Source organism: Psychroserpens sp. S379A, assembly GCF_049800755.1.
Taxonomy (GTDB): domain Bacteria; phylum Bacteroidota; class Bacteroidia; order Flavobacteriales; family Flavobacteriaceae; genus Psychroserpens.
In genome coordinates this window covers 920674-934398 of the sequence record NZ_JBNAFQ010000001.1, presented here as the reverse complement: position 1 = coordinate 934398, position 13725 = coordinate 920674, and the positions used below count along the sequence as shown (strand labels likewise).

Sequence of the window (13725 nt, the reverse complement as noted above, 5' to 3'; positions counted from 1 at the left end):
ATGAACAAATATTATATCATAATATATTTTTTGATTCTGTTTTTTAGTTGTAATTCTGAAACAAAAAAAACAAATTCAAACCTAGATGCAGAGGTCAAAACCATTTCTATTATTGATACCTTATCGCTTAAACTAAATGTAAATGAAAAATGGATTGCTAATCTTGAAACACATCAAGGTGTTTCAAAAATGGATGCTATTATTTCAGCATTTAAAACCAATAGCAAAACTGATTATAAAATCTTAGGTGAGGATCTTTCAAAACAAACCAGTTTTATTATTAAACATTGCAGTATGAAAGGTGAATCTCACGACCAATTGCATGTGGTCTTATTACCAATGCTAGATGAAATTTCAATATTAAGAGAGGACACCAATCATGAAAAAAAGAAGTTAGCTCTTCATAACCTAGAGCTTTTGGTAAGCACATATTTTAAGTTTTTTAAAGTATGATATTAATCACCTTTTTTTATAAGAATTATTTTTAATTTCACGGAGTGATACCGCTAATAACCAGGAAAATAACGTCATATGTTTTAGTCTTTATATTATTTGCACATAATATAAATACATTAGCTGTTATTGGAGATTTTGTAATTAATCAAGAGTTTATTGCAAAAACCTTATGTATTCAAAAAGAAGAACAAAAAGGATGTAATGGTAAATGTCAATTACGAAAGGAATTATCTGAAAGCAATACTAATTCAAATCCTGAAACACCATTTCAAGAGTACAAACCACTCGTTTTGGATGCTTTTTTTGTTTCAGACATTAATGAAGTTGATATCTCTAATTTAGAGTTTCAGTCTAGACAGCATACATTATTTAAATACATTCCTAAGACCATTAAAATGTATCTCGATATAGATACACCTCCACCAAATTTCTGTTAGTTTTTTATGTCTTAAAATCAATCCGATTTTACTCTAATTCTTACTTCTATATACAAGTAAGCAAGGGGTTTCTAATTCTTATTTAAACATTAAAACTAACGTTATGAAATCAATTAAATTCATATATATATTATTACCTATATTATTTTTATCATTACTTACCACATCGTGTTCTAATGACGACGACGATGATTACGATCCAATAATTACAAGTGAAGTTGACGGACTTACAAAAATTCAAGACATTACAAATGCGACACACACCATAGAGTTATTCAATATAGAAGGTAACTTTTACACAGGTTATAACAAGATTAGCATGAGATTAAAAGATAATGCTACCAATTCATATATTGAAGATGCATCGTTTTCATGGATGCCAAAGATGCAAATGCCAACAATGCAACATTCTTGTCCAAAATCTGCCATTTCAAAAGCTTTAGGAAAAAATACAGTTTTTGAAGGTTATATCATTTATCAAATGACAAATACAGATGGTTCAGGTTGGTCTATAACTATTAATTATACCATTGATGGTGTCGAGTATACAGCAAATGATACAATTACAGTTATACAAAATGATAATCAAAATGTGACTAGTTTTATGGGAAGTGATGATAATCGTTATATCATTTCACTTATTCAGCCTAACGACCCAATAATAGGCATTAATGATTTAATGGTAAGTGTTCATAAAATGGAAACTATGATGTCTTTTCCTGTTGTTGAAGATTATACCATAACTCTAGATCCTAGAATGCCAGGAATGGGAAATCATAGTTCGCCTAACAACACAGATTTGTCTTATAATGTTTCAGACACTATGTATCATGCTAATTTATCTTTAACAATGACTGGTTATTGGGTTCTTAATTTAAAATTAATGAATGCTAATGATGATCTGCTCAAAGGCGAAGATGTTACCGAAGAGAACACTCAAAGCTCTCTGTATTTAGAATTAGAATTCTAATTCAATAATAATTGACTGTCTGAAAAGTGATGTGTTATATATAACTCAAATCAAAATGGATTTTGATTGCAGTTGCATTGCGAAACGAGTTTAAATGGTTAATAGTTAGTTCTTTACTCTAAGCAACATCAATAATCACTTTTCAGATGGTTTTTATTAAAAACAAACACTAATGAAAAAGCACATTATTTATAGCCTTTGTTTGCTTTTTAGCGGAATTATTTTTGCTCAAGAAGATTCACTTGTTGTAAAAAAGGATACTACTAAGTTAGCCGAAGTTATAATTTTAAGTAGACGAAAACTGAATAATCATCGACAAGAAAAAACATTGTCTAGTATTGATGATTATTTAGAAAAATCGAACAAAGTTGCCATGATTAAACGTGGAAACTATGCTTGGGAACCAAGCTTAAATAATATGAATAGTGACCGACTAAATGTAACTATTGATGGCATGCAAATTTTTGGCGCATGTACAGATAAAATGGATCCTATTACATCGTATGTTGACGTGTCTAATCTTGAACAAGTTAGCATTGGTTCTGGGCAAAATGGTACCGAAAATGGTCACTGTGTTGGAGGAGGTATCGACTTACAACTAGCGTCAAGTAAGTATTACCAATCTGGACTTAAAACTAGCCTAGATTTAGGTTATGAAACCAACGGAAATTATAGAGTTGCTGGATTAGACCTAGAATATTCAGGGAATACTTTTTATATGAATGCTGATGGAATTTTTAGAACCTCAGACAACTATGATGCTGGAGGCAATAATGAAGTGATGTATTCTCAGTTTCAAAAGTATAACGTCTCTGTGCAAACTGGTTTTAAGCTTTCTGAAAACCATTCGATAGATGCTAATATCATTTATGATAAAGCTACAGATGTTGGTTATCCAGCTCTACCAATGGATGTGTCTTTGGCTGAAGCGTTAATCACTTCAGTAAGTCATAATTATTCAAATGATTCGACGTTTATAAAAACCTTAGAAACCAAGTTGTATTTTAATACAATCACACATATTATGGATGATTCTAAACGTCCAGATGTGCCAATTCGTATGGATATGCCTGGTTGGAGTGATACTTACGGATTTTATTCTAAAGCGACTACAACGATTAAAAAACATCGTTTACTATTTAATGTTAATGGTTATTATAACCGTTCGTTAGCCGAAATGACGATGTACCCAAACGATCCTAATCAACCAGCTATGTTTATGTATACTTGGCCAGATATTAGGACATTATATTCAGGAATTTTTATAAAAGATAGTTATGTGTTAAATGAAAAGGAACAGTTATCGGCATCTGTACGTTTTGGTTATCAAAATAACCGAATAGCAGAAGAGGTTGGTTTAGAAAGTCTTCGAATTTTTTATCCAGAAATTGAAGACTCTAAAAATCGATTTCTAACTAGTATTGCTACAGATTATACTTACAAAACTACCAATTATGATCTTACTTTTGGATTAGGTTATGGAGAAAGAGCACCTTCTGTTAGTGAAGGTTATGGGTTTTTCTTGTTTAATAGTTTTGACAATTATGATTATATAGGAAATCCAACACTAGATAACGAAAAAGCAATTGAAATTAATACCAAAGCTAATTATCATAACAATCAATTTCATATTGGAGTAGAAGCATCCTATTTCTATATTTCAGATTATATTATTGGTGATATTGACGAGACTTTAAATGCCATGACCATTGGAGCTAATGGAGTAAGAATTTATGAAGCTTTATCTAATGCTTCAATTTTTGATGTGTTTTTAAATTCGTCTTATCAATTATCAAAATCATTTTCAGTTAACGGAACCATTGGTTATAACTATGGTCGAGGTAGTAATGATGAAAATTTACCATTAATAAGTCCGTTTTCATACTTAGCAGAAGTGAATTACAAGGCAAAGCGCTTTAATGCAGCAATTCAATTAGAAGGAAACGGAAACCAAAGCAATTACAGTAGTTTTTATGGCGAAGATGAAACACCAGCTTATGGTATTTTAAATTTGAATTTCGGAAATGTATTTTATACCAAAGGCACTAAGTTTGTTTTAAAATATGGTATTGAAAATATACTAGATGCCGAATATTCTACGTTTGCCGATTGGAATAATATTCCTAGACAAGGACGAAATTTTTATGTGAACATGTCTGTTGTTTTAAAGTAAACATTACCTCCAAAATTCATCATCCAGTTTGTCTTTAAAAACTTCTGGTTGATGAATTTTTTCAATCTGAAGCATTTGCACATCAGTAGCTACTTTTTGTATTTCAGGAAATAAAACACGCTCTTCAAATCTAATATGCTGCTCCAATTCTTCTTCAATAATGCTTAATATTTTTGCTGCATCTTCAGTTTTAGCAAACAAGCGTTTTAGTCGCTTGTGATCTGCTAAAGCACGTTTTATAAACTCATGATCTGGATTTAAAATAGGAAAGATATGAGCTTCTTCCATTTCAAAATGAGGAATTAAATGGTTTTCAAAAAACCAATTTGCATACACTCGTATACGTTCAGGATTAACAGCTTTGCTAAATCCAGTTCTAATTTTCCAAGAGAGTAATAAACCATGATGGTGTTCTCGACTTAATGGTTGTAAGGCTTTGTGTCGCTTTTGAGGCTTATGTTGCATTGTTTTTAAGTTTTATAAAATTAAATAAAAGAAAACTGATTCCTAGTGGTAACAGGATGCTGAAAGTAAAAAGGAGTTCGTAATATTTTGGAAGTATTCCGTTTCCGAAGTAAAATTTAATGCCTTGAATAAGTAAGAGGAATTCAGTACAAACAAAACCTATTAAAAAGCTATACAGACCAAATGATAATAACTTTGAAGGTTTTGTGTTTAGTTGTTTCAGTAAAAAAGAAAACAAAAATCCAGAAATAACACCAAGCATGAGTAAGTGAATAAAACCAATTACAAAATTGCGATGTAAATAAAGTTCTTCAGTTAATTGAGGCACTAACGAAGCCAATTGCACAATTGTTTTTAGAGCTAAGCACAACAAAGCAAACTGATAACTGTAAATTGTAAGTTTTGAAACAGATGTATTAAACTTTTTAATTTCAATCTTTATAAGTTTAAAAAAGAAATAAATAGCTACTAGTTGTAAAACAACTCCAAGAGCGTTTAAAACGATTAGCATAAAATTTGGAGCAAACCATTGAATTGGCATTGCTAAAGTTAGTATGGTAGAAGCTAGTAATAGTTTAAAAAATATTCTGAATGTTTTAGAATCTTCAATCTTTAATTGATGAAAAAATAATGCAATTACTGCAAATAAAAACCAACCATTAAACTGAAAGTGTAAGAAAAACTGAATCGCAATTTGATAAAATGCTGAAGCTTTTCCCATTAATCCAACTGCTGGTCCCAAACACCAAACGCCTATTGTTGATAGCAACATAAATAGGAGTGAGGTTTTTAAAAGTAGTCTAGTTACTTTAGAATTTGTTTTATGATGTTTCCATATTATATGCACAAAATAATAACTACATAAAATATGTAATGTAGAAAAGGAGATAGAAATAGCAGCATAACCTTGAAACGGAAAGCTAAACATCATACCAACGACTGCAACTTGTGTAAGCCAAAATAATTTTTGATAAATGGGTTTTTGTTCAGGGACAAAATAATGTACAATAAAGGCATATAACATTAAATATACCCAACCTAACATGGCAATATGAGAATGCGCATGAGTTAAAAACCGATAATTGATGCCAATATAATTAATTGCTGCATAGCGCAAAGCCAAACCCATTAATGCTGCTATTAAAAAGTTTAATAGACAAACAATGATTTGTTTTTTTAGCATGCTAAGATTTAAATAGACTTTACATTAAAGGTATAAAAAAAAGAACACTTCCTTTAAGCGTACATTTGTAATATCTGTGTTTCCCTCGTTAGTAACAGTTATTACAGTAGGTTAAGTCACTCAAAGAAAGTGTGTCTTCAACTTAAAACCAACATTAAGTGAATAATTTTTCCAGTTTTATGGCTTCAGGAAAAAGAATATTGTTTTCTAAATGAATGTGTAAATGCAAGTCTTTTTCAAATTCATCTAGCATAGCAAAGGTTACTCTGTATGTATTACAAGCATCAGCTGGTGGATTGTAATTATCTGTGAGTTCAGCAATTTGTCTAAAACGTTCTCCTTCATTATCATGTTCGTGTTTCATCATGGCTATTGGGTTTTCAACTGTACTAAATTGAGGTGCTCTTACAGCTTCGCTATTTAATTTGGCTTTTACCAACTGTTTTACAAATGGAAATAGTATGAGTTCCTCTTTTTTCATATGAGAAGCCAATTCTCCTGCCGAAGCTGTAAATAGCTCATTAATTTTTAGCAATTCTGGATGACGCTCACCATGAACACGACACAGTTTGTCTAAAAACTGACGCAGCACAGGAATTTTTTCTTCAACATATCTATGATGCTTCTTTTCAATATAGTCGATTAATAAATCTAAAGGCCACGATTTATAATCAATGGTTTCTCCTCTATTTGAGTTTAAAATGGCATCAATTTCATTCATTAAAATATTGCTGTCTATTCCTTTTTTGTTACAGGCTTCTTCAATGGTTCTATTGCCATTACAGCAAAAATCAATTTTATATTTTGAAAAAACGGCTGCAGTTCTATAATCTTCAGCAACAAATTGCCCTATTTCTTTTTGAGTATTTTTTTCTAATGTTTCCATAAATTATTTTATTTCGGATATTTTTATCTTATTTAAGTGTAAATTTTTTTAAATCTTTAAAAAGGCTACTCCATTTTTTAAACCAGTAGCTAGTTCGTATAAATTTGTAGTTTCTAACATGTGCTTTAAGTCATTGCGTATAGATTTGAATTTATCATGCATAGGACAAGGTCTTTTTTCATTACATTCTTTTAAACCCAAACCACATCCAGAATAAATTTTATTACCATCTATAGCTTCAACAATATGAGATAATTTTATTGTAACAATTAAATCTTTATCTATTTCAAAGCCACCATAAGCACCTTGTACAGATTTAATAATATCATGTCTAACAAGCTCTTGTAAAATTTTAGCTGTAAATGCTTGCGGAGAATCGATTTCTTTTGAAATTTCTTTAGGACTCACACGTACGCCTTCATAGGAGTTTTTCGCTATAAATATAGACGCTCTAATTCCGTATTCGCAAGCTTTAGAAAACATAAGGTTATAACTTTAGTACAAATATCTGAAAATTTATTTAAATAAGAGCTTGTTGTCTTATATAAAAACAAAATAACTATAGTTTTTTTAATGTTTTATTCTTTTTTATCTGCTTAGGTTTTAACCATAGCCAAAAGCCACTAAATGAAAGAAATAATAAACCAGACGCAATAATGGTTGAGTATACTAATTTTGTTGGTTTTCCTTCAGAAGCAAACAAATGACCAACAATTGAACCGTCGTGAATCATTTCGATAAGATCTACAGTTCTTGTTTTTTGAGAAATTATAGCTCCAGTGTAACAATCAATTTGTAGTTCTGTAAAATGATCTTCAAACCTCACTTTGGCAATGCCTTTGCTTGGTCTATAATCGATTCTGTTAATTGTATTAGAAAGATTTAAACTGTCAATATAGTTTATAGCATTTTGTTCAATTTTATGCAGAGAAATTAAAGTTTGGTCTTTTGGCTCTACACCTGTGGTTGAAGGCTTTAATCCCAATTCATCTTTCCATGTTAATAGAAGTCCAGTACCACTTATAATAACAATAAACAGAAGCAAAACTATGGCTATAAAGCGATGCCATTTACGATACCAACGCGTAGATTTTGCTAACGATTTGTTCTTTTTACTCACTTGAAATTATAAAGAACAAATCTAAAAAAATGAAATTTAAAAGACCTTAAAGAGATGTTAATGCATTTAAATAAACTATTTCAAAATGACCTTATCTAGTTTTAATATTCGATTCGCAAAGTTTTATAATTTCTAAAACTCTTTTTTCACGAGTTGCTTCTCGTTTGGCACTATGTAACCAATACAAATAGCCTTTTCTGTAGGAAGGCGCAAAGTTGTTAAAGTTTTTAAAGGCTTTAGGATTTTTATCAAATGCTAATTTAAGTTCTTTGGGAATAACACCTTTTTCAACACCATCGAGAGCTGTCCAGCTTCCGTTTTGTTTTCCAATTTCTATTTTAGCCAAACCACTGGTGTGCATCAACTTTTTTTTGGTAAGTTCAGTAATGTATGTTTTGTTTAATGCGCTCCAAACACTTTTGTCTTTACGTTCACAAAAATATTGGCGACGTTTTCCATTGCCTAAACTTTTTACAGTAGAATCTATCCAACCATAACACAAGGCTACTTTTACAGCTTCTTCCCATCGCATAGAAGGTTGTTCGTGTCCTACTTTATAAAAAATTAAATATATACCATCAGAAGTCTTATGATTTTCATGCAGCCATTCTCGCCATTCTAAATCAGTTTTAAAATAGTATTCCATTTAGTGATTATTTCTTGTAGTTGAATTTTACAATCTGCACTTCGCCTTCGTCATTTTTTATATCAACAAAGACATTCATTTCATTATCGCTTAGCTTTTCAAAAGTCATACCTTCAAAAACGACTTTATTTTCAGTAATTTCTTTTAGCGGAAAATCGACTGTTTCATTTTTAGTTTCCCATCCTTTTAGATCATTATCAAAATGTTTTAATTGAAGTATTAGCGTATTTTCAACCTCTCTTATGATTTCAATTTCGTAAAACGATACTTTACCATCATTTATGAGTTTAAAAGTAGCCATCATAGAACCACCAGAAGGCTCGCTCCAATGTTCTTCAACTTGACCACCAAAAGCGTCGCCTTTCCAATTGCCAGCAATCCATGCACAATTTTCTAATTTTGGTTCTAATGTCGTTTTGGTTTGACTAAAACTATTAAAACTCATTAATATTAATAATGTAACTGCTATTTTTTTCATGATTTATTGCATAAAAGTGACTTTAACTATTTTACCATTTTCAACTTCATAAATGGCTACTGCATTTAAAATTTGTCCGTTTGCAGTAACTTGTTCTTCATCTATTACTTTATTTTCAAAAACAATTCTCTTTTTTACGATTGCTTTTAAATCTTTAACTTGATTAAACCAATTGCTATAACTTTTGCGCATGGCTTCTTTGCCTTCAGTTTGTAATGTATTCGGATATTGATAGAGCTTAACATCATCTGCATAGTCGTTCATAAAAGCCTCAATATCTCTTGCGTTGTAAGCCTCAAGATTTCTTTGAATTATGGCTTCTACTGAAGCTTCATTAACTGTGTTTTCTGAATCTGTATTTGAATTGCCTGAGTTTTCTTCGGAAGTGTTTTCAGTTGCTTCAGAAGACTCGTTTAGTAAACTTACATCTGCTGCAATCAATATTTTATTAGCCTCAGAGTTGATACTTATACGTGTGATTTTTGTAATGCCATCTGGTTTTAAATCGGCAATTTGTTTCCAATTGTTATCTCTTTGAAGGCGTAATTTGTATAAGATATTATCTTTTCCAGAGACCAATGTTTTGTTATCTAACCAGCAAATATCTTCAACACCATTAATAGTATTTGCGATAAGTTTAATAGCTCCAGTTGAAGGGTTAAGGGATTTAATTTGCCATTGTGAATCATTCTCTTTAGAAATAAAACTCACTAAATTTGAGTTAGGAATTTTATGAAATGAACGACCAACATTTGTAGCATATTTTTGACTTTTTCCGTCTGATAGGTTTGTAACATACAGATTTAGGTTTTCCTCTTCAATTACAGCAGAAACCACTGTATTTTCATCAAACCAAGTGTAGTACGCTACAACTAAATCTTGAATTAATTCTGAAGATTCGCCATTGCTACCATTATAACGATATAAACGTTGTTTTCCATCAGGATCGAGACGCACTGCAGATATATCATTTTTATTTGGAATTTTTAGAGGTGTATATTCACCTCCTTCAGTAGAATTTAGCCAAGATTTAGAATCGTAACGCGTGTCGTATTTAGCAATATCTGTTTGACCATTTCGAGTTGACGCAAAAAGTATATATCTATCATTTAAAAATGAAGGTTGATTGTCGTAACCTTCATTGTTTGAGATGTTTTTAGCATTTTTAATTGTGATTTTAGAAGCCTTAACTTCTAAATCGTATAAAAAGATTTCAGTGTTAGATTGCGAATAAAGTGAAATAGTGATAAGTAAACAAAGACTAGTAATTAGTACTTTCATGATATTTTGTTTTTGGAAGGACTAAGATACTAAAATAAAAAAGCCAATTCTGTTAGTGAATTGGCTTTTGGTGTTTAAAAAATTTTGAATTAGCCATTTTTTAAACAAAACAGTCTTTTTGAATACAGACCAAATGTTATGGCTTAAAGCATGTATTCAAATAGACAAATCAACTAAACAATCTTAAAAGCAGTATTTGTTTTCTGCTTTAACCTTTTCTGCAATTTCATTGCGTAAGTCAACGATATCTGGATAGTTTTGATACTTTGTAAAACGTTTAAGTCCCATAAGCATCATGCGTTGTTCGTCACCTTCAGCAAATGAAATGATACTTTCTTTTCCTTTTCCTTCAACAATACTTACAGCATTATATAAGTATAATTTAGACATTGCTATTTGTACTTTTTGAGAATCCTCACCAAAACGTTTTGCGTTCTTTTCAGTTCTTAAAATTGTCGATTCAGCCATGTAGATTTCGATTAAGATATCTGCAGCAGCAATTAATAACTGTTGGTGTTCTTCTAAATCTTGACCAAATTTTTGAACAGCAGCACCAGCAACCATTAAGAATACTTTTTTCAATTTTGCGACCATTGCTTTTTCTTCTGAAAATAACTCAGAATAATCAGGCGTGTCAAACGAAGGAATTCCCATTAATTCTTCCTGTACTTTCATAGCTGGATTTAAAAGATCAACATGACCTTTCATAGCTTTTTTAACGAGCATTCCTACAGAAAGCATTCGGTTAATTTCGTTTGTTCCTTCATAAATACGTGCAATACGAGCATCTCTCCAAGCAGCTTCCATAGGTGTTTCTTCAGAGAATCCCATACCACCAAAGATCTGAATACCTTCATCTGCACAGTTTTGCACATCTTCAGAAACCGCTACTTTAAGAATAGAACATTCAATAGCATATTCTTCAACACCTTTAAGTTCTGCTTCTTGATGCGTATTACCAGAAGCTTCACGAATTGCAATTCTATTTTCAATATCTTTAGAAGCTCTATACGTTGCAGATTCTCCTGCATAAGCATTAGTAGCCATTTGAGCTAACTTTACTTTTATGGCTCCAAAATTGGCAATAGGAGTTTTAAATTGTTTTCTCTCATTAGCATAATTTACAGCAGTTGTTAAAATACGGCGTTGAGAATCTAAGCAAGCAGCTGCTAATTTAATACGACCAACATTAAGCGCATTCATTGCAATTTTAAAACCATTACCTCTTTCAGACAACATGTTTTCAACAGGAACAACAGTATCATTAAAAAATACTTGACGTGTAGAACTTGCGCGAATCCCCAATTTATGTTCCTCTTCACCAAGAGTGATTCCGTTAGGATTGTCTTTATCATATTCTACAATAAAGCCAGTAATATTTTTATCATCTTCAATACGAGCAAAAACAATCATTAAGCGGCAAAAACCTGCGTTTGAAATCCACATTTTTTGTCCGTTAATTTTGTATGATTTTCCATCTGCAGAAAGCTCAGCTGTAGTTTTACCAGAATTAGCATCAGAACCAGCTCCAGGTTCAGTTAAACAATAAGCACCAAACCACTCACCAGAGGCTAATTTAGGAACATATTTTTGTTTTTGTTCTTCGGTTCCGTATAAAGTAATTGGCATTGTTCCAATTCCTGTATGCGCACCAAAAGCTGTACTAAACGAACCTGTACCAGAAGAGATATAGTCACAAGTTAGTACAGTAGATACAAATCCCATTCCTAGTCCACCATAAGCTTCAGGAACAGCAACACCAAGAAATCCTAGTTCACCAGCTTTACGCATTACTTCTTCGGTTAATGCATAATCTTTAGCTTCAAAACGCGGTTTGTGAGCAATAATTTCGCGGTCGTTAAATTCTATAACCGCTTCTTTCATCATTTTTTGTTCTTCCGAAAAATCTTCAGGAGTAAATACGTCTTCGCATTTGGTTTCTTTAACGAGGAATTGACCTCCACGTAAGATATCTTTTTCTGTTGTTTTCATTTTTTTCTAGATTTATAGATGCAAGAACCAAGAATCAAGACTATTTAAGTCCAGATTTAAAACTTGAAATCATCTTTTGTATTTGTTTTATTTTTGTTCTAATTTTTTAAATTTTTCTTCGGTTAAATAGTTTTGGTTATAGGCGACGATAAGCTGTGTTTTCCATTCAAAGGCCGAGCCTAAACTATCCTCGAGATATTTATTAAAATGCTTATCGGTACTTTTACTACTTCCTTCAGCAATATTTGAAGGAATTGATACCGCACAACGATTCATTTGTACTACCAAACCAAACTTTTCGAAATCTGGAAATGTTCGAGCCAATTCATAATTATCACTTACTAAACTGATGCTGTCTTTCCAAATTTTAAGTTTTTTAAAGTTGTGCATAATCTTGATTCTTGACTCTTTTCGTCTAGCGTCTAATTAAGAAACTCAAAAATCCCACAAGCACCTTGACCTGTACCAACACACATGGTTACAGCACCATATTGTCCTTTCATGTCGCGCTTACGCATTTCATCAAATAATTGAACTGATAATTTTGCTCCAGTACAACCTAATGGGTGACCAAGTGCAATAGCACCTCCATTAACATTAATGATATCTGGATTTAAATCTAATTCACGAATGACAGCCAATGACTGCGATGCAAAAGCTTCGTTTAATTCAATTAGACTTAAATCGTCTTGTTTTAATCCAGCTTGTTTTAACGCTTTTGGAATGGCTTTAACAGGTCCAATTCCCATGATACGTGGCTCAACACCAGCAGCAGCATAATTTACCATACGTGCTACAGGTTCAAGACCTAATTCTTTTACCATATCTTCGCTCATTACCATTACAAATGCAGCACCATCACTCATTTGAGATGAGTTACCAGCCGTTACACTTCCGCCTTGAGCAAATACAGCTCTAAGTTTAGCTAAAGCTTCTTTGTTAGTCCCTTTACGTGGACCTTCATCTTTAGTGACAGTATAAGATTTTGTTGCTTTCTTTCCGTTGGAATCGATATAGGTTTGTTCGACTTCAATTGGAACAATTTGATCTTGAAAACGATTTTCGGCTTGGGCTCTTAAGGCTTTCATGTGCGAATTGTATGCAAACTCATCTTGATCTTCACGAGAGACTTTAAACTGATTTGCTACAGCTTCAGCAGTATTTCCCATTCCCCAATAATAGTCTTCGTGACCAGCTTTTACAATCGCATCATAATTTAGTTCTGGTTTAAAACCAGTCATAGGTACAGCGCTCATACTTTCAGCTCCACCAGCAATGATACAATCTGCCATTCCAGCTTGAATTTTTGCTGTTGCCATTCCTATGGTTTCAACTCCAGAAGAGCAAAAACGATTTACGGTTACACCAGGAACATCAATGACTTCTAATCCCATTAATGATATTAAACGCGCCATGTTAAGTCCTTGAGAGCCTTCTGGCATCGCGTTACCAACAATAACATCGTCAATACGTTTTGGATCTAAATTTGGCAATTCTTTCATCATGTATTTGATGGTTTCGGCTGCCAATTCATCAGTTCTTTTAAAACGGAACACGCCTTTTGGTGCTTTACCAACTGCGGTTCTGTATGCTTTTACTATATATGCTGTTTTCATGTTTTCTTTTGAGATTATTAGA

15 protein-coding genes are annotated in these 13725 nt (G+C 32.1%); 4 read left to right on the top strand and 11 right to left on the bottom strand.

The window, feature by feature from the left end; translation table 11 throughout:
- From ACP15M_RS04200 to ACP15M_RS04185, 4 genes are all read left to right on the top strand, one after another.
- A complete protein-coding gene (locus ACP15M_RS04200) occupies positions 1–453 on the top strand; it encodes a hypothetical protein (protein ID WP_425075920.1) in 453 nt (150 codons plus the stop codon).
- 44 nt (positions 454–497) lie between these two features.
- Positions 498–893 (top strand): hypothetical protein, encoded by a 396-nt coding sequence (locus tag ACP15M_RS04195; RefSeq protein WP_425075919.1) that lies wholly within the window; start codon positions 498–500, stop codon positions 891–893.
- A gap of 103 nt (positions 894–996) precedes the next feature.
- Positions 997–1863, top strand: a complete 867-nt coding sequence (locus ACP15M_RS04190; RefSeq protein ID WP_425075918.1) for a hypothetical protein — start codon at positions 997–999, stop codon at positions 1861–1863.
- Positions 1864–2035: 172 nt separating this feature from the next.
- Positions 2036–4036 carry a TonB-dependent receptor plug domain-containing protein gene (locus ACP15M_RS04185; RefSeq protein WP_425075917.1) on the top strand — a complete coding sequence of 667 codons (2001 nt, stop codon included), beginning with the start codon at positions 2036–2038 and terminating at the stop codon, positions 4034–4036.
- A gap of 3 nt (positions 4037–4039) precedes the next feature.
- Here the strand turns inward: ACP15M_RS04185 and ACP15M_RS04180 are convergent, their stop codons facing one another.
- From ACP15M_RS04180 to ACP15M_RS04130, 11 genes are all read right to left on the bottom strand, one after another.
- Positions 4040–4501 carry a hemerythrin domain-containing protein gene (locus ACP15M_RS04180; RefSeq protein ID WP_425075916.1) on the bottom strand — a complete coding sequence of 154 codons (462 nt, stop codon included), beginning with the start codon at positions 4499–4501 and terminating at the stop codon, positions 4040–4042.
- Positions 4491–5684, bottom strand: coding sequence for a hypothetical protein (locus ACP15M_RS04175; protein ID WP_425075915.1), 1194 nt, complete (start codon positions 5682–5684; stop codon positions 4491–4493). Before ACP15M_RS04175 ends, ACP15M_RS04180 begins: the two co-directional genes overlap by 11 nt.
- A 154-nt stretch (positions 5685–5838) precedes the next feature.
- The gene (gene ric / locus ACP15M_RS04170; RefSeq protein WP_425075914.1) at positions 5839–6570 is read right to left on the bottom strand and encodes an iron-sulfur cluster repair di-iron protein; all 732 of its coding nucleotides are present in this window, start codon (positions 6568–6570) and stop codon (positions 5839–5841) included.
- Between the two features lie 48 nt (positions 6571–6618).
- On the bottom strand, positions 6619–7053 hold the full coding sequence (locus ACP15M_RS04165) for an RrF2 family transcriptional regulator (protein WP_425075913.1): 435 nt from the start codon (positions 7051–7053) through the stop codon (positions 6619–6621).
- A gap of 76 nt (positions 7054–7129) precedes the next feature.
- Positions 7130–7690: a PepSY domain-containing protein gene (locus tag ACP15M_RS04160; RefSeq protein ID WP_425075912.1), complete on the bottom strand. Its 561-nt coding sequence runs from the start codon at positions 7688–7690 to the stop codon at positions 7130–7132.
- Between the two features lie 91 nt (positions 7691–7781).
- Positions 7782–8336, bottom strand: coding sequence for a YdeI/OmpD-associated family protein (locus ACP15M_RS04155; protein WP_425075911.1), 555 nt, complete (start codon positions 8334–8336; stop codon positions 7782–7784).
- Positions 8337–8343: 7 nt separating this feature from the next.
- A complete protein-coding gene (locus tag ACP15M_RS04150) occupies positions 8344–8814 on the bottom strand; it encodes a DUF6265 family protein (protein ID WP_425075910.1) in 471 nt (156 codons plus the stop codon).
- A gap of 3 nt (positions 8815–8817) precedes the next feature.
- Positions 8818–10095, bottom strand: coding sequence for a nuclear transport factor 2 family protein (locus ACP15M_RS04145; RefSeq protein ID WP_425075909.1), 1278 nt, complete (start codon positions 10093–10095; stop codon positions 8818–8820).
- 183 nt (positions 10096–10278) lie between these two features.
- Complete coding sequence (locus ACP15M_RS04140) at positions 10279–12087, bottom strand: acyl-CoA dehydrogenase family protein (RefSeq protein ID WP_425075908.1); 1809 nt, start codon at positions 12085–12087, stop codon at positions 10279–10281.
- A gap of 87 nt (positions 12088–12174) precedes the next feature.
- Entirely contained in the window at positions 12175–12477 is a 303-nt protein-coding gene (locus tag ACP15M_RS04135) for a four helix bundle protein (RefSeq protein WP_425075907.1), read from the bottom strand.
- A 32-nt stretch (positions 12478–12509) separates the two neighbouring features.
- Positions 12510–13703: an acetyl-CoA C-acyltransferase gene (locus tag ACP15M_RS04130; protein WP_425075906.1), complete on the bottom strand. Its 1194-nt coding sequence runs from the start codon at positions 13701–13703 to the stop codon at positions 12510–12512.
- Positions 13704–13725 lie beyond the last annotated feature (22 nt).

Excerpts from the sequence above, each read along its gene's own strand:
- ACP15M_RS04165 (WP_425075913.1), bottom strand. The coding sequence starts at position 7,053 with ATGTTTTCTAAAGCTTGCGAATACGGAATTAGAGCGTCTATATTTATA.
- ACP15M_RS04130 (WP_425075906.1), bottom strand. The coding sequence starts at position 13,703 with ATGAAAACAGCATATATAGTAAAAGCATACAGAACCGCAGTTGGTAAA.
- ACP15M_RS04145 (WP_425075909.1), bottom strand. The coding sequence starts at position 10,095 with ATGAAAGTACTAATTACTAGTCTTTGTTTACTTATCACTATTTCACTT.
- ACP15M_RS04150 (WP_425075910.1), bottom strand. The coding sequence starts at position 8,814 with ATGAAAAAAATAGCAGTTACATTATTAATATTAATGAGTTTTAATAGT.
- ACP15M_RS04190 (WP_425075918.1), top strand. The coding sequence starts at position 997 with ATGAAATCAATTAAATTCATATATATATTATTACCTATATTATTTTTA.
- ACP15M_RS04200 (WP_425075920.1), top strand. The coding sequence starts at position 1 with ATGAACAAATATTATATCATAATATATTTTTTGATTCTGTTTTTTAGT.
- ACP15M_RS04180 (WP_425075916.1), bottom strand. The coding sequence starts at position 4,501 with ATGCAACATAAGCCTCAAAAGCGACACAAAGCCTTACAACCATTAAGT.
- ACP15M_RS04175 (WP_425075915.1), bottom strand. The coding sequence starts at position 5,684 with ATGCTAAAAAAACAAATCATTGTTTGTCTATTAAACTTTTTAATAGCA.
- ric (WP_425075914.1), bottom strand. The coding sequence starts at position 6,570 with ATGGAAACATTAGAAAAAAATACTCAAAAAGAAATAGGGCAATTTGTT.
- ACP15M_RS04185 (WP_425075917.1), top strand. The coding sequence starts at position 2,036 with ATGAAAAAGCACATTATTTATAGCCTTTGTTTGCTTTTTAGCGGAATT.
- ACP15M_RS04155 (WP_425075911.1), bottom strand. The coding sequence starts at position 8,336 with ATGGAATACTATTTTAAAACTGATTTAGAATGGCGAGAATGGCTGCAT.
- ACP15M_RS04135 (WP_425075907.1), bottom strand. The coding sequence starts at position 12,477 with ATGCACAACTTTAAAAAACTTAAAATTTGGAAAGACAGCATCAGTTTA.
- ACP15M_RS04140 (WP_425075908.1), bottom strand. The coding sequence starts at position 12,087 with ATGAAAACAACAGAAAAAGATATCTTACGTGGAGGTCAATTCCTCGTT.